Source organism: Vibrio marisflavi CECT 7928 (genome assembly GCF_921294215.1).
GTDB lineage: Bacteria > Pseudomonadota > Gammaproteobacteria > Enterobacterales > Vibrionaceae > Vibrio > Vibrio marisflavi.
The window spans coordinates 1-16,854 of the sequence record NZ_CAKLDM010000002.1 but is presented as its reverse complement, the minus strand read 5'-3'; the positions used below and the strand labels follow the sequence as shown (position 1 = coordinate 16,854).

Annotated in this window: 11 protein-coding genes, 3 tRNA genes and 5 rRNA genes; 11 read left to right on the top strand and 8 right to left on the bottom strand. The window is 45.6% G+C overall.

The annotated features are described in order from the left end of the window. Positions 1–175 precede the first annotated feature (175 nt). The 11 genes from L7A31_RS06800 to mgtE all read left to right on the top strand — a co-directional run bounded on the left by L7A31_RS06800 (position 176) and on the right by mgtE (position 8,926). Positions 176–1,141, top strand: a complete 966-nt coding sequence (locus tag L7A31_RS06800) for a calcium/sodium antiporter (protein ID WP_237360782.1) — start codon at positions 176–178, stop codon at positions 1,139–1,141. Positions 1,142–1,165: 24 nt separating this feature from the next. Next, positions 1,166–2,131 (top strand): KpsF/GutQ family sugar-phosphate isomerase, encoded by a 966-nt coding sequence (locus tag L7A31_RS06795; protein WP_237360781.1) that lies wholly within the window; start codon positions 1,166–1,168, stop codon positions 2,129–2,131. Positions 2,132–2,222: 91 nt separating this feature from the next. Further along, complete coding sequence (gene lptC, locus L7A31_RS06790) at positions 2,223–2,786, top strand: LPS export ABC transporter periplasmic protein LptC (protein WP_237360780.1); 564 nt, start codon at positions 2,223–2,225, stop codon at positions 2,784–2,786. After that, positions 2,767–3,300: a lipopolysaccharide transport periplasmic protein LptA gene (gene lptA / locus L7A31_RS06785; protein WP_237360779.1), complete on the top strand. Its 534-nt coding sequence runs from the start codon at positions 2,767–2,769 to the stop codon at positions 3,298–3,300. Before lptC ends, lptA begins: the two co-directional genes overlap by 20 nt. Before the next feature lie 2 nt (positions 3,301–3,302). After that, entirely contained in the window at positions 3,303–4,028 is a 726-nt protein-coding gene (gene lptB / locus L7A31_RS06780) for an LPS export ABC transporter ATP-binding protein (RefSeq protein WP_237360778.1), read from the top strand. 51 nt (positions 4,029–4,079) lie between these two features. Beyond that, the gene (locus L7A31_RS06775) at positions 4,080–5,549 is read left to right on the top strand and encodes an RNA polymerase factor sigma-54 (protein ID WP_237360777.1); all 1,470 of its coding nucleotides are present in this window, start codon (positions 4,080–4,082) and stop codon (positions 5,547–5,549) included. A 25-nt stretch (positions 5,550–5,574) separates the two neighbouring features. Then, on the top strand, positions 5,575–5,862 hold the full coding sequence (gene hpf / locus L7A31_RS06770) for a ribosome hibernation promoting factor (protein ID WP_237360776.1): 288 nt from the start codon (positions 5,575–5,577) through the stop codon (positions 5,860–5,862). Between the two features lie 2 nt (positions 5,863–5,864). Further along, positions 5,865–6,311, top strand: coding sequence for a PTS IIA-like nitrogen regulatory protein PtsN (ptsN, locus tag L7A31_RS06765; RefSeq protein ID WP_237360775.1), 447 nt, complete (start codon positions 5,865–5,867; stop codon positions 6,309–6,311). Between the two features lie 8 nt (positions 6,312–6,319). Further along, positions 6,320–7,180, top strand: coding sequence for an RNase adapter RapZ (gene rapZ / locus L7A31_RS06760; protein ID WP_237360774.1), 861 nt, complete (start codon positions 6,320–6,322; stop codon positions 7,178–7,180). Positions 7,181–7,190: 10 nt separating this feature from the next. Beyond that, positions 7,191–7,466, top strand: coding sequence for an HPr family phosphocarrier protein (locus L7A31_RS06755; RefSeq protein WP_237360773.1), 276 nt, complete (start codon positions 7,191–7,193; stop codon positions 7,464–7,466). Between the two features lie 101 nt (positions 7,467–7,567). Next, positions 7,568–8,926, top strand: a complete 1,359-nt coding sequence (gene mgtE / locus L7A31_RS06750) for a magnesium transporter (protein ID WP_237360772.1) — start codon at positions 7,568–7,570, stop codon at positions 8,924–8,926. Between the two features lie 650 nt (positions 8,927–9,576). Here mgtE and L7A31_RS06745 read toward each other — a convergent pair. The 8 genes from L7A31_RS06745 to L7A31_RS06710 form a co-directional block, all read right to left on the bottom strand. Continuing rightward, positions 9,577–9,653, bottom strand: a tRNA-Trp gene (locus L7A31_RS06745). 48 nt (positions 9,654–9,701) lie between these two features. Next, a tRNA-Asp gene (locus L7A31_RS06740) sits at positions 9,702–9,778 on the bottom strand. Positions 9,779–9,851: 73 nt separating this feature from the next. Next, positions 9,852–9,967: ribosomal RNA gene (gene rrf, locus L7A31_RS06735) — 5S ribosomal RNA — on the bottom strand. A gap of 116 nt (positions 9,968–10,083) precedes the next feature. Next, a 23S ribosomal RNA gene (locus L7A31_RS06730) occupies positions 10,084–12,973 on the bottom strand. A gap of 307 nt (positions 12,974–13,280) precedes the next feature. Next, positions 13,281–13,356 (bottom strand) — tRNA-Ala (locus tag L7A31_RS06725). Between the two features lie 74 nt (positions 13,357–13,430). Further along, a 16S ribosomal RNA gene (locus tag L7A31_RS06720) occupies positions 13,431–14,975 on the bottom strand. Positions 14,976–15,308: 333 nt separating this feature from the next. Further along, positions 15,309–15,424 (bottom strand): 5S ribosomal RNA (gene rrf / locus L7A31_RS06715). 116 nt (positions 15,425–15,540) lie between these two features. Further along, positions 15,541–16,854: ribosomal RNA gene (locus L7A31_RS06710) — 23S ribosomal RNA — on the bottom strand; the annotation flags it as partial.

The window sequence follows — 16,854 nt, the reverse complement described above, 5'->3', positions numbered from 1 at the left end:
GCACTGTTCAATTAAATCTAAGTCAGGTTTACCGAATATCCAATCTATTGCTACCTCATACCTGTAAATTTTGCGCTATCGGAAGGATTTATTTGAAGTCGAGCTTCACATTTAGCAGTTAACACGTCAAAATTGGCGGTCAATTTACTCGATATTGTGAAAATTAGGGATCTTCATGTTCGAAGCGGTAACGTTTTTGATCATCGGCTTAGTGTTTTTGGTATGGAGCGCCGATAGGTTAGTTTTTGGGTCTGCAGCCCTCGCAAAAAATTTAGGTATATCACCACTAGTGATAGGTATGACAATACTCGCAATGGGTTCGTCAGCACCCGAAATGGTAGTATCCGCAACGGCAGCTCTTGCCGGTAAAACCGATACTGCTGTAGGAAATGTCATCGGCTCGAATATCACCAATATCGCGCTAATTTTAGGCCTTACCGCAATAATCAAACCGCTCTCGATAAGCTCAAACGTTCTTCGTCGAGAACTTCCTTTGATGATTGGTGTCACTTTATTAGCGGGGGCAATATTGTGGGATAGCCACTTAGCATTTTATGAAGGTGTATTGTTGTTCGTACTGTTTGCTGCATTCATCATTGCAATGCTTCAGATTAGCCGAAAGGAAAAAGGCAAAGGCGACCCACTTCTCGAAGAGCAAGAATCGGAAATTCCAACAGGCGTTAGTAATAAAACTTCTGCATTTTGGATTGTAGTTGGGTTGATTATACTGCCTATTTCAGCTGACGTTCTGGTCAACAGCTCTGTAAAAATTGCCCACTACTTTGGCATGAGTGACTTGGTGATTGGCCTGACTATTATTGCAGTCGGCACCAGCTTACCCGAGCTTGCAGCCACTATAGTCGGTGTTTTAAAGGGCGAAGATGATATGGCCGTGGGTAATATTATTGGCTCGAATGTGTTTAACATTCTTGCAGTAATGGGAATTCCGGGCATAATTCATCCTTCGATTTTAAATGAACACGTCATGCACCGTGATTACTGGGTGATGTTAGGCGTCTCCCTACTGTTAGTTATCATGGCCTTGGGTAAAACGCGCATTATAAATCGTATTGAGGGCGCTATATTATTAATATGTTTTATCGTGTACCAAACTTATTTATTAATGAACATTTCTTCATAAGCTGCTGAAAACTAGGAAACAAACATGTTCGATTATCGAAGCGTTGCACTTCAAGTGCTCGATACTGAAATACAAGCTCTACAGCAGCTCGATCAATATTTTGATGAAAGCTTCGAAAAAGCCTGTCAAATGATCTACTCCAACTCGAGTGGTAAGGTCGTGGTGATGGGTATGGGAAAATCCGGTCATATTGGCAAAAAAATAGCGGCTTCTCTTGCAAGCACCGGCACTTCTTCTTTTTTTGTTCATCCTGGTGAAGCGGCCCATGGCGACCTAGGAATGATAGAGTCTGGCGATATCGTGCTAGCGATTTCAAATTCTGGCGAGTCTTCAGAAATTATCTCTCTATATCCAGTTCTCAAACGCCTGAATATCAAAATCATTAGTATGACTGGTAACCCACAGTCTACTATGGCCAAGTTGGCCAATATCAATCTGACAATCTCAGTGCCGAAAGAAGCTTGTCCGCTAGGACTTGCTCCAACTTCCAGTACAACTGCAACGCTAGTTATGGGCGATGCTATTGCTGTCGCTCTATTAGAAGCAAGAGGTTTTACCGCAGACGACTTCGCTCTATCTCACCCTGGTGGCGCGTTAGGGCGCAAGTTATTGCTAAAAATCTCAGATATTATGCATCACGGAAAAGATTTACCGATTGTGGCGCCAGATACTTCAGTTAGCGAAGCACTGCTTGAAATTAGCCAGAAGAAACTTGGTTTAACAACTGTGATTAATAGCCAAGGTGAGCTCATCGGTATATTTACAGATGGCGACTTAAGGCGCATTTTAGATAAGCGCGTCGATATCCACTCCACTTTAATCCAAGATGTTATGACCACAAACCCAACCGTTGCAAGCCCTGATATGCTAGCTGTTGAAGGTTTAAATATGATGCAAGACAAGGCAATCACCGGCCTGTTGCTATGTGAAGACGGCAAATTAGTCGGTGTACTCAGCATTCATGATCTTTTAAAAGCTGGGGTAATGTAATGAAAGCAAACTCAGACAATGTATTAAGCAAGCCTTTCAGGCAAGCTTTCAAAGCGGGTAATCTGTCTGGGCTTATAGAAGGCCAAAGTGTATGAGATTGTCTCGTGTTATATACACGCTATTGGTATTTATCGCGCTATGGTCTGCGTACTACCTGTTTGATAAAGAGCAGGCCAACAACGCGCAAATCGCTCCAAATGCTGAATTGCCAATGTTTACTGGAGATAATATAGTCAATGACTCCTACGGTGATAAAGGTGTTTTAAGCTACATTATTACTTCAAAACATTTGGAGTATTATCAAAAAAGTGGTGATACCTATTTTGATCACCCAGTATTAAAGATTTATAGAAATGGCAAAGTACAAGAATGGCAAGTGACGGCTGATAAAGGCATTCTTGATAAAGACCATGTTTTGAAGCTAGAACAAAATGTGTTAGCAAAAAACCTATTGCCAAAATCAGCATTTGATACGTTCTCCACCGCAGAGCTGTACATCCAAGTCGTTAAGCGAGACTTCTGGACAGAAACCCCTGTAACAATGGTGGGCCCACAATTTCGAACGGTAGGACAAGCGATGAAAGGCAACTTTGCCGATCATAACGCCGTTTTATATAACAATGTACAAGGTCGATATGAAAATCTCACACGTTAGTTTAATTGCCTGTTTAATGCTTTCAGCTAATGCTTTTGCACTATCTACAGATCGCGACCAACCAGTTTATATTGACTCAGACAGTCAACAGCTTGATATGCAGAGCCATATGGTGACATTTCTAGGCGATGTAAAGCTTAAGCAAGGCAGCATTAACATGAATGCCGATAAAGTCGTTGTTTATCGAGATGCTAAGACAGGTGCTATTAAAGAAATTGAAGGTTACGGCAAGCCCGCTACCTTTTCCCAGCTTACCGATGACGGTAAAACGCTACACGGTGAAGCAAACGAGCTGTACTACAGTTTGGCAAATGACCAATTAACCATGATTGACAATGGCGTTCTTGCACAAGATGACAGTGTTATCAAAGGTAATAAGATCCGTTATAAGATATCTTCCCAAACCTTGATTGCCGATGGCACCAACAAAGGTGACCGCGTTTCGACTGTCATACAGCCGCAAACACTAAATCAGAATCAAACTCAGGACCAGAGTCAGAGTCAGAAAAATTAATTATGGCCCTATTAAAAGCAGAGCATTTAGCAAAAAGCTATAAGAATCGAAAAGTCGTTTCTGATGTAAGTATCCAAGTAGAGTCTGGACAAATAGTCGGTTTGCTTGGTCCAAACGGTGCAGGTAAAACCACATCGTTTTATATGATTGTTGGGCTGGTTGCGCGTGACGAAGGCAAAATCAGCATTGATGATCAAGACATCAGTATTCTCCCTATGCATAGTCGCTCACGTATGGGCATTGGCTATCTTCCTCAAGAAGCTTCTATCTTCCGTAAATTGTCTGTGGAAGACAATATCATGGCCGTTCTCCAGACACGTAAAGAGCTGACGCGAGAACAGCGACAGGACAAGCTGGAAGATTTGTTGGAAGAATTCAATATACAACACATTCGTCACAGTGCTGGTATGGCACTATCTGGTGGTGAGCGTAGACGTGTTGAAATCGCCAGAGCTTTAGCGGCAAATCCACAGTTCATACTTTTGGATGAACCCTTTGCCGGTGTAGATCCAATATCTGTTATCGATATTAAGAAGATCATCGAACATTTAAGAGATCGTGGCCTCGGAGTCTTGATTACCGACCACAATGTGCGCGAAACTCTTGATGTGTGTGAAAAAGCTTATATCGTTAGCCAAGGACACTTGATCGCCGAAGGAACGCCATCGGAAGTTCTCGACAATGATCAAGTAAAACAAGTTTATCTCGGCGAACAATTCCGTCTATGATTAAACAGAGAGCAGCGAGATATTAGTAGAATAAAAGGTCAAAATTAGTTAATGAAACCTTCATTACAACTCAAGCTAGGACAGCAGTTAGCGATGACTCCTCAGTTGCAACAAGCAATTCGCTTGCTGCAATTGTCAACGCTAGATCTTCAACAAGAAATTCAAGACGCGCTAGACTCAAATCCACTACTAGATGTTGAAGAAGCTAACGAAGAATCATCTCAAAACGAAGACAAACCCGTCACCGAAGAAAAAGAAGCATCCGCTGAAACAATTGAAGCCACAGAAGTTGAAGCCAAGGATAGCTCAGAGCTAATCGAAAAATCCGAACTTTCCAATGAACTTGAAATAGATACTACCTGGGATGACGTCTACAGTGCGAACACCGGTAGTACTGGCATTGCTCTTGATGATGACACGCCTATTTATCAAGGTGAAACCACGGAATCTCTACAAGACTATCTAATTTGGCAACTCGACCTTACTCCTTTTTCCGAAACTGATCGCACTATCGCTCTTGCTATCATCGACGCTATTGATGACTACGGGTATTTAACGGTTTCTACTCAGGATATTCTGGACAGTTTCGACGATGAAGAAATAGAACTTGATGAAATTGAAGCCGTACGCAAGCGAATTCAACAGTTTGATCCTGTTGGTGTAGGTTCTGCGAATTTACAAGATTGTTTGTTATTGCAATTGGCAGCTTTCCCTGAAGACACGCCATGGTTAGTAGAAGCAAAACTGATCCTCAGCGATCATATCGATCAACTTGGTAACAGAGATTACAAACAGATCATCAAAGACTCGAAGCTGAAAGAAGCCGACCTCAAAGAAGCTCTCACACTGATTCAGCAACTTGATCCACGCCCAGGTAACAGAATTACCTCAGAACATGCTGAGTACGTAATTCCCGACGTTTCTGTTTTTAAAGATCATGGTAAATGGGTAGTGACCATTAACCCAGACAGCGTTCCAAAGCTCAAAGTTAACCAACAGTATGCTTCATTGGGTAAGGGCAATAGCGCAGACAGCCAATACATTCGCACTAACTTACAAGAAGCGAAATGGCTAATAAAAAGCTTAGAAAGCCGCAACGAAACACTTTTGAAAGTAGCTAAGTGTATCGTTGAGCATCAACGTGACTTCTTCGAGCATGGAGAAGAAGCGATGAAACCAATGGTATTAAACGATGTTGCTCTTGCTGTGGACATGCACGAATCAACTATCTCACGCGTGACAACTCAGAAATTTATGCATACTCCAAGAGGGATATTTGAATTGAAGTACTTCTTCTCTAGTCATGTAAGTACTGATAACGGAGGAGAATGTTCATCAACTGCAATTCGAGCTCTGATCAAAAAATTAGTGGCGGCTGAAAACTCAGTTAAACCTCTAAGTGATAGTAAAATTGCAGCACTCTTAGCTGAACAAGGGATTCAGGTAGCAAGGCGTACCATAGCAAAATATAGAGAGTCCTTAGGTATCGCCCCTTCCAGTCAGCGCAAACGCCTTTTGTAGGCCCTACAACAAAGAAGGAAAGTCTATGCAAATTAATATAAACGGCCATCATGTTGATCTAACCGAGTCAATGCAAGACTATGTGAACTCAAAGTTTCAAAAACTAGAGCGCTTTTTCGACCATATAAATAATGTTCACGTCGTATTACGAGTTGAAAAAGTCCGCCAAATAGCAGAAGCTACCCTTCATGTGAACCAAGGCGATATTCACGCAACCGCGGATGACGAAAATATGTACGCAGCCATTGATTCGCTCGTAGATAAGCTTGTTCGTCAGCTGAATAAACATAAAGAGAAGTTAAGTAGTCATTAACTATGCAAATCAGTGAAGTACTTACATTGGACTGCACAAAAAGTGCAGTCCATTGCACCAGTAAAAAGCGCGCACTAGAAATGATCAGTGAGATCGCAGCGTCGCATACTGGCCAAGATCCTACCGAGCTATTCGAATGCATGCTCAGCCGAGAGAAAATGGGCAGCACAGGTATTGGAAATGGGATTGCGATACCACATGCGAGAATGAAATCTAGCGACGAAGCAATCGCTGTATTGATGCAATGTGATGAGCCGATAGAGTTTGACGCTATTGACAATCGTCCCGTTGATTTACTGTTTGCTTTGCTCGTACCCGATGCACAGTGTAAGGAACATTTAAAAACTCTCTCTTGTATGGCAGAAAGGCTGAACAACAAGAGTGTCCTTAAGCAATTACGCAATGCACAAAGCGATCAAGAACTTTATAGCATCATCATCAACGAGTGAACCACACCATGCGATTAATTGTTGTGAGCGGTCAATCTGGGGCGGGGAAAAGCGTAGCACTGCGAGCCCTAGAAGATATCGGTTATTACTGCGTTGATAACCTCCCTGTCGATCTATTTAAGTCCTTTGTAAATTCTGTCAAAACCAGTAAGCAGAATGTTGCTGTAAGTATTGATATTCGAAACTTACCGAAAGATCCGACATCAGTTTCAGCGCTGCTAGATAAGCTCAAAAAAGATAGCGATACTGAAATTCTATTCTTAGATGCAACTGAAGACACTCTTCTAAAGCGCTATAGCGAAACACGCCGATTACACCCTTTATCGCTCACCGAAGCCGATTTAACTCTGTCACAAGCCATCGAGCTAGAGAAAGATATACTTGCTCCTCTAAAACAAAACGCCGACATTGTGATTGATAGCTCCAATCAGTCCTTACACGATCTAAGCGAAAATGTTCGCATGTATGTTGAAGGGCAACAAAGACAAAAGTTAGTTATTGTATTTCAATCGTTTGGTTTTAAGTTTGGTCTACCGAAAGACGCAGACTACGTCTTCGATGTGAGGTTTTTACCTAACCCACATTGGCAACCTGAATTGAGACCCCTTACCGGCCTAGATGCACCCGTCAAAACATTTTTGGAATGCCACATTGAAGTTATCAAGCTAAGAGTTCAAATCCAACGCTTCATAGAGCAGTGGTTGCCGTTACTAGAGAAAAACAACCGAAGCTATCTAACTGTAGCTATTGGCTGTACGGGTGGTAAACACCGCTCAGTTTATCTGACACAGCAAATCGGTGAATACTTCATGGATATGGGACACCAAGTACAAATCCATCATACGACATTAGAAAAGCAACTATCTTAGAGTTATGGGTATGCAGTGCAGCAAAACCGTTTTGATCCAAAACAGACTTGGACTTCATGCCAGAGCAGCAATTAAATTGGTAGAACTCGCTCAGTCTTTTGATTCTACTGTTACCATTCAAAATCAAGAAGGCAAAGAAGCTACTGCAGATGGGGTAATGGGGCTACTTATGCTTGAATCTGCTCAAGGACAAAACGTCACTATAACTGCAGATGGCAATGATGCAGAGACAGCTCTGCAAGCAGTATGTGATTTGATCGAACATAAGTTCGATGAAGAAGAGTAGTTACGAGTAACCCACCAACCCGTCATAAGATTTAATTAAACCGTAACTAGAATTGAGTTACCATTTCTTAGATAAAACAATAATTCGTTCAGGAGGAACAAATGGCGGAGCAAATAGAGTTTGACCAAGCTCACCTAACCCTCCAAGAAATAACAAAAGCACTAGAAAACGGACGATTTGTCCATGTTCGTCGTCAACTTCAGGATATGGAACCTGAAGATATTGCTCTTTTGTTGGAAGCCTCTCCACGTAAGATCCGTGAAATCCTTTGGCAGCTCACCGACCATGAAGATTATGGCGAAATTCTCGATGAGCTAAATGAAGAAGTTAAAGATGCCTTAGTCTCTAAGATGCCTCCAGAGAAGCTTGCCGAAGCAACTGAAGGCATGGACACCGATGATTTAGCCTATGTTCTACGTAGCCTTCCTGACAAGCTTTCACGAGAAGTATTAGCTCAGATGGATGCTGCCGATCGGCTACGTGTTGAAACGGCTCTGTCCTATCCAGAAGACACCGCTGGCGGGCTAATGAATACCGACGTCATTACAATACGTAGTGATGTCGATATAGATGTTGTTCTAAGGTACTTAAGAATTAAAGGTGAGCTACCTGAAGCCACAGACAGTTTATATGTTGTTGATGGTAGCAGCACCTTAATGGGGCATTTGACATTATCAACACTGTTAACCTCTCAACCGGATGTTCAAGTTAGCGATGTGATGGAAAATGCTGATGATGCGATTTCTGTTGATACAAAGGACTCTGATGTTGCTAGCCTATTTGAGCGTAGAAACTGGATTTCAGCGCCTGTGGTAGACGAGAACCAATATCTAGTTGGCCGAATAACTATCGATGATGTAGTTGATGTAATACGCGAAGATGCAGAACACTCCATGATGAGCCTAGCAGGTATGGACGACGATGAAGATACTTTTGCACCGGTCATTAAGTCTGCTAGAAAACGAAGTGTTTGGTTGGGAGCAAATGTACTCGCTGCACTAGCCGCTGCTTCTGTATCAAACCTCTTTGAAGCAACACTAGATCAAATGGCAGCCATTGCGGTGCTGATGACTATCGTTCCATCAATGGGCGGGGTTGCAGGCAACCAAACAGTAGCACTTGTAATTCGCGGTTTAGCACTTGGTCAAATCGGTGACAGTAACAAAAAGCAACTGCTCTACAAAGAAGCCGCAATTGGCTTTCTCAACGGTGTCCTTTGGGCTCTAATCATCGGTGGAATAGTTATTCTATGGAAAGGAAGCTGGTTACTCGGTAGCATTATTTCGGCAGCAATGTTAACCAACTTGTTAGTTGCTGGTATCGCTGGAGTGACATTACCTATAATGCTTAAGAAGATGAAAATAGACCCTGCTCTTGCCGGAGGAATGGCCCTTACAACAGTCACTGATGTGGTCGGACTATCAGCCTTCTTAGGGCTTGCAACCCTCCTTATTAAATAGCCAATGACACCCGTTTATGGGTGTCATTTTTCTTAGCCACAGTATACTTCACTCAGAAATATTCTCTATTCACCAACCAATCTAGTGCCTCTAAATTTTTATTCGAATTCTTTTCGATAATTCAAGTACTATCAGAACAGCAATTCCTCTACGCCTATTACTTTGAAAGAGAGCTAAGTTAAGCATTTCTACTAGAAAGGGAAATAATGAAGGAATTGGAGACATTTACACGGGCTGCTTCCGAACTAAAGCCAAACAAGCACTATTTTTTGAAAATACGAAAGAATCCGAAACTTTGCCAGTTGCAGCTACGGGTTTAGAGAATACCAAAATTTCTGCTAGAGCCTTAAGTGATGGCAGGGAGATCTGAGCTGGCACTCAGGAGATTCGGTCGAGAAGCTCCCAACACGCGCCATTGTTTGCAAGTGGAGAAATCCACGGCTCCACCAATTTTAGCTACAGATTTAGCGGATACAAAAAAGCTCTAACATTTCTGCTAGAGCCTTAAATAATGGCAGGGGTGGAGAGATTCGAACTCCCAACACGCGCCATTCTTTGAAAGTACGGGGGAATCCACGGCTCCACCAATTTTAGCTACAGATGTTGCGGATACAAAAAAGCTCTAACATTTCTGTTAGAGCCTTAAATAATGGCAGGGGTGGAGAGATTCGAACTCCCAACACGCGGATTTGGAATCCGCTGCTCTGCCAATTGGAGCTACACCCCTAAAATATTATTGTTATTCTGATTCTCCAATGGAGAAGCTCAAAATATGTGGCGGAGTGGACGGGACTCGAACCCGCGACCCCCGGCGTGACAGGCCGGTATTCTAACCAACTGAACTACCACTCCGCAGTGGTATCACTCGCCTTCGCAAGTGTCCATCTTTTGTCTTCACTTTTGAAAAAGTGAAAATAAAATTAAAGCCCGGCGATGACCTACTCTCACATGGGGAAGCCCCACACTACCATCGGCGCAGTTGCGTTTCACTTCTGAGTTCGGCATGGAATCAGGTGGGTCCACAACGCTATGGTCGCCAAGCAAATTCTTTATCATAAAGTCATACGACTCTACGATTTAATTCGGAAAGCTGTTTTCGTTCTATTTACACATTCAATGTTCTAGTTTGAGTCCCACAAAAACCCTTTTGGTGTTGTATGGTTAAGCCTCACGGGCAATTAGTACAGGTTAGCTCAACGCCTCACAACGCTTACACACCCTGCCTATCAACGTTCTAGTCTCGAACAACCCTTAAGGACACATAAAGTGTCAGGGAAGACTCATCTCAGGGCTCGCTTCCCGCTTAGATGCTTTCAGCGGTTATCGATTCCGAACTTAGCTACCGGGCAATGCCATTGGCATGACAACCCGAACACCAGAGGTTCGTCCACTCCGGTCCTCTCGTACTAGGAGCAGCCCCCTTCAATCTTCCAACGCCCACGGCAGATAGGGACCGAACTGTCTCACGACGTTCTAAACCCAGCTCGCGTACCACTTTAAATGGCGAACAGCCATACCCTTGGGACCGACTTCAGCCCCAGGATGTGATGAGCCGACATCGAGGTGCCAAACACCGCCGTCGATATGAACTCTTGGGCGGTATCAGCCTGTTATCCCCGGAGTACCTTTTATCCGTTGAGCGATGGCCCTTCCATTCAGAACCACCGGATCACTATGACCTGCTTTCGCACCTGCTCGAATTGTCATTCTCGCAGTCAAGCGGGCTTATGCCATTGCACTAACCTCACGATGTCCAACCGTGATTAGCCCACCTTCGTGCTCCTCCGTTACTCTTTGGGAGGAGACCGCCCCAGTCAAACTACCCACCAGGCACTGTCCTCACCCCAGATAATGGGGCCAAGTTAGAACATCAACACTACAAGGGTGGTATTTCAAGGACGGCTCCACCACATCTAGCGACGCGGTTTCAAAGCCTCCCACCTATCCTACACATGTAGGGTCAATGTTCAGTGCCAAGCTGTAGTAAAGGTTCACGGGGTCTTTCCGTCTAGCCGCGGGTACACTGCATCTTCACAGCGATTTCAATTTCACTGAGTCTCGGGTGGAGACAGCGTGGCCATCATTACGCCATTCGTGCAGGTCGGAACTTACCCGACAAGGAATTTCGCTACCTTAGGACCGTTATAGTTACGGCCGCCGTTTACCGGGGCTTCGATCAAGAGCTTCGACCGAAGTCTAACCCCATCAATTAACCTTCCGGCACCGGGCAGGCGTCACACCGTATACGTCATCTTACGATTTAGCACAGTGCTGTGTTTTTAATAAACAGTTGCAGCCACCTGGTATCTGCGACTCCCAATAGCTCCATCCGCAAGGGACTTCACCGTCGAGAGCGTACCTTCTCCCGAAGTTACGGTACCATTTTGCCTAGTTCCTTCACCCGAGTTCTCTCAAGCGCCTTGGTATTCTCTACCCGACCACCTGTGTCGGTTTGGGGTACGATTCCTTACAATCTGAAGCTTAGAGGCTTTTCCTGGAAGCATGGCATCAATGACTTCACTACCGTAGTAGCTCGACATCGTGTCTCAGCCTTAAAGAGAGCCGGATTTACCTAACTCTCAAGCCTACGCACTTGAACCTGGACGACCGTCGCCAGGCCCACCTAGCCTTCTCCGTCCCCCCATCGCAATTGTAAGAAGTACGGGAATATTAACCCGTTTCCCATCGACTACGCCTTTCGGCCTCGCCTTAGGGGTCGACTTACCCTGCCCCGATTAACGTTGGACAGGAACCCTTGGTCTTCCGGCGAGGAGGTTTTTCACCCCCTTTATCGTTACTCATGTCAGCATTCGCACTTCTGATACCTCCAGCAGACCTTACAGTCCACCTTCAACGGCTTACAGAACGCTCCCCTACCCAATACAATAAATTGCATTGCCGCAGCTTCGGTTTATTACTTAGCCCCGTTACATCTTCCGCGCAGGCCGACTCGACTAGTGAGCTATTACGCTTTCTTTAAATGATGGCTGCTTCTAAGCCAACATCCTAGCTGTCTAAGCCTTCCCACATCGTTTCCCACTTAGTAATAATTTGGGACCTTAGCTGGCGGTCTGGGTTGTTTCCCTCTCCACGACGGACGTTAGCACCCGCCGTGTGTCTCCCGGATAGTACTTACTGGTATTCGGAGTTTGCAAAGGGTTGGTAAGTCGGGATGACCCCCTAGCCTTAACAGTGCTCTACCCCCAGTAGTATTCGTCCGAGGCGCTACCTAAATAGCTTTCGGGGAGAACCAGCTATCTCCAGGTTTGATTGGCCTTTCACCCCTAGCCACAAGTCATCCGCTAATTTTTCAACATTAGTCGGTTCGGTCCTCCAGTTGATGTTACTCAACCTTCAACCTGCCCATGGCTAGATCACCTGGTTTCGGGTCTATATCCAGAGACTGAGCGCCCAGTTAAGACTCGGTTTCCCTACGGCTCCCCTAAACGGTTAACCTTGCCACTGAATATAAGTCGCTGACCCATTATACAAAAGGTACGCAGTCACACCACGAAGGTGCTCCTACTGCTTGTACGTACACGGTTTCAGGTTCTATTTCACTCCCCTCACAGGGGTTCTTTTCGCCTTTCCCTCACGGTACTGGTTCACTATCGGTCAGTCAGGAGTATTTAGCCTTGGAGGATGGTCCCCCCATGTTCAGACAGGATATCACGTGTCCCGCCTTACTCGATTTCACTTATGCTGCGCTGTCGGTTACGGGGCTATCACCCTGTATCGCGTGCCTTTCCAGACACTTCACCTGACGCAATAAAAGCTTAAGGGCTAACCCAATTTCGCTCGCCGCTACTTTCGGGATCTCGGTTGATTTCTTTTCCTCGGGGTACTTAGATGTTTCAGTTCTCCCGGTTCGCCTCATTAACCTATGTATTCAGTTAATGATACATGCTTATGCATGTGGGTTTCCCCATTCGGAAATCGTAGACTCAAGTGGCTTTTACTGCCTTATCTACGCTTATCGCAAGTTAATACGTCCTTCATCGCCTCTGACTGCCAAGGCATCCACCGTGTACGCTTAGTTACTTAACCATACAACCCAAAAGAGTTTTGTATGGTCAACACTAAAGGTGTCTCAATTTATTTAAACATGATTGAGACTGATAATTGCCGGACTCAAATATGAATAACTCGAAAGTTATTCCCAAGAACACTTGAATGTGTGTTGGTACCTAAATCTCTTATGTTTCAAAGAAAGTTTAGGATTTGAGAACTTTTAATGAATAACATGAATCACATGTTATTCGTCAGCTTTCCAAATTGTTAAAGAGCAAGGTTTCATTCTTTTTAGGGAATAAAAAACCATCTTTAAAGATTCTTAAGAAAAAACCCTTAAAGATGGTGGAGCTATGCGGGATCGAACCGCAGACCTCTTCGCTGCCAGCGAAGCGCTCTCCCAGCTGAGCTATAGCCCCATCTGGTAGATTCTTTACTCTTACATACAAACCATATCAATCTGTGTGAACACTCATCGCAATAATCTTTCGTATAAGGAGGTGATCCAGCCCCAGGTTCCCCTAGGGCTACCTTGTTACGACTTCACCCCAGTCATGAACCACAAAGTGGTGAGCGTCCTCCCGAAGGTTAAACTACCCACTTCTTTTGCAGCCCACTCCCATGGTGTGACGGGCGGTGTGTACAAGGCCCGGGAACGTATTCACCGTAGCATTCTGATCTACGATTACTAGCGATTCCGACTTCATGGAGTCGAGTTGCAGACTCCAATCCGGACTACGACGCACTTTTTGGGATTCGCTCACCATCGCTGGTTGGCCGCCCTCTGTATGCGCCATTGTAGCACGTGTGTAGCCCTACTCGTAAGGGCCATGATGACTTGACGTCGTCCCCACCTTCCTCCGGTTTATCACCGGCAGTCTCCCTGGAGTTCCCGACATTACTCGCTGGCAAACAAGGATAAGGGTTGCGCTCGTTGCGGGACTTAACCCAACATTTCACAACACGAGCTGACGACAGCCATGCAGCACCTGTCTCAGAGTTCCCGAAGGCACCAAAGCATCTCTGCTAAGTTCTCTGGATGTCAAGAGTAGGTAAGGTTCTTCGCGTTGCATCGAATTAAACCACATGCTCCACCGCTTGTGCGGGCCCCCGTCAATTCATTTGAGTTTTAATCTTGCGACCGTACTCCCCAGGCGGTCTACTTAACGCGTTAGCTCCGAAAGCCACAGTTCAAGACCGCAACCTCCAAGTAGACATCGTTTACGGCGTGGACTACCAGGGTATCTAATCCTGTTTGCTCCCCACGCTTTCGCATCTGAGTGTCAGTATCTGTCCAGGGGGCCGCCTTCGCCACTGGTATTCCTTCAGATCTCTACGCATTTCACCGCTACACCTGAAATTCTACCCCCCTCTACAGTACTCTAGTGAATCAGTTTCAAATGACCTTCCGAGGTTGAGCCCCGGGCTTTCACATCTGACTTAATCCACCACCTGCATGCGCTTTACGCCCAGTAATTCCGATTAACGCTCGCACCCTCCGTATTACCGCGGCTGCTGGCACGGAGTTAGCCGGTGCTTCTTCTGCAGCTAACGTCAAATGATGCAGTTATTAACTACACCATCTTCCTCACTGCTGAAAGTGCTTTACAACCCGAAGGCCTTCTTCACACACGCGGCATGGCTGCATCAGGGTTTCCCCCATTGTGCAATATTCCCCACTGCTGCCTCCCGTAGGAGTCTGGACCGTGTCTCAGTTCCAGTGTGGCTGATCATCCTCTCAGACCAGCTAGGGATCGTCGCCTTGGTGAGCCATTACCTCACCAACTAGCTAATCCCACCTAGGCGTATCCAATAGCGCAAGGCCCGAAGGTCCCCTGCTTTGCTCCGAAGAGAGTATGCGGTATTAGCCATCGTTTCCAATGGTTATCCCCCTCTACTGGGCAACTTCCTAGGCATTACTCACCCGTCCGCCGCTCGTCAGCAAAGAAAGCAAGCTTTCTTTCTGTTACCGCTCGACTTGCATGTGTTAGGCCTGCCGCCAGCGTTCAATCTGAGCCATGATCAAACTCTTCAATTTAAGATTTTGTCGGCTCAATGAATACTGAACATTACATAAAGTAATGTTTGAATTGACTGTGCTGAGCCTTTCGACTCGTTGGTCACTTCGTTTCATTGAAACCTAATTTGATACCGCTTTCCGTTAAGAAAGAAACATCTAATTTGATTATCATCAACGAGTGCCCACACAGATTGATAGGTTTATATTGTTAAAGAGCTTTGCTTTCAGTGCGTTAGCACTTAGGCAGGACGCGTATAATACGCTTTCTGCTTTGAAAGTCAACATAAAACTCTAAGCTTTTTTAAAGTTTTATGGTGACTTGCTTATTTCATAAGCAAGTGCAGAAATAAAGCCCGGCGATGACCTACTCTCACATGGGGAAGCCCCACACTACCATCGGCGCAGTTGCGTTTCACTTCTGAGTTCGGCATGGAATCAGGTGGGTCCACAACGCTATGGTCGCCAAGCAAATTCTTCATCATAAAGTCATACGACTCTATGATTTAATTCGGAAAGCTGTTTTCGTTCTATTTACACATTCAATGTTCTAGTTTGAGTCCCACAAAAACCCTTTTGGTGTTGTATGGTTAAGCCTCACGGGCAATTAGTACAGGTTAGCTCAACGCCTCACAACGCTTACACACCCTGCCTATCAACGTTCTAGTCTCGAACAACCCTTAAGGACACATAAAGTGTCAGGGAAGACTCATCTCAGGGCTCGCTTCCCGCTTAGATGCTTTCAGCGGTTATCGATTCCGAACTTAGCTACCGGGCAATGCCATTGGCATGACAACCCGAACACCAGAGGTTCGTCCACTCCGGTCCTCTCGTACTAGGAGCAGCCCCCTTCAATCTTCCAACGCCCACGGCAGATAGGGACCGAACTGTCTCACGACGTTCTAAACCCAGCTCGCGTACCACTTTAAATGGCGAACAGCCATACCCTTGGGACCGACTTCAGCCCCAGGATGTGATGAGCCGACATCGAGGTGCCAAACACCGCCGTCGATATGAACTCTTGGGCGGTATCAGCCTGTTATCCCCGGAGTACCTTTTATCCGTTGAGCGATGGCCCTTCCATTCAGAACCACCGGATCACTATGACCTGCTTTCGCACCTGCTCGAATTGTCATTCTCGCAGTCAAGCGGGCTTATGCCATTGCACTAACCTCACGATGTCCAACCGTGATTAGCCCACCTTCGTGCTCCTCCGTTACTCTTTGGGAGGAGACCGCCCCAGTCAAACTACCCACCAGGCACTGTCCTCACCCCAGATAATGGGGCCAAGTTAGAACATCAACACTACAAGGGTGGTATTTCAAGGACGGCTCCACCACATCTAGCGACGCGGTTTCAAAGCCTCCCACCTATCCTACACATGTAGGGTCAATGTTCAGTGCCAAGCTGTAGTAAAGGTTCACGGGGTCTTTCCGTCTAGCCGCGGGTACACTGCATCTTCACAGCGATTTCAATTTCACTGAGTCTCGGGTGGAGACAGCGTGGCCATCATTACGCCATTCGTGCAGGTCGGAACTTACCCGACAAGGAATTTCGCTACCTTAGGACCGTTATAGTTACGGCCGCCGTTTACCGGGGCTTCGATCAAGAGCTTCGACCGAAGTCTAACCCCATCAATTAACCTTCCGGCACCGGGCAGGCGTCACACCGTATACGTCATCTTACGATTTAGCACAGTGCTGTGTTTTTTAATAAACAGTTGCAGCCACCTGGTATCTGCGACTCCCAATAGCTCCATCCGCGAGGGACTTCACCGTCGAGAGCGTACCTTCTCCCGAAGTTACGGTACCATTTTGCCTAGTTCCTTCACCCGAGTTCTCTCAAGCGCCTTGGTATTCTCTACCCGACCACCTGTGTCGGTTTGGGGTACGATTCCTTA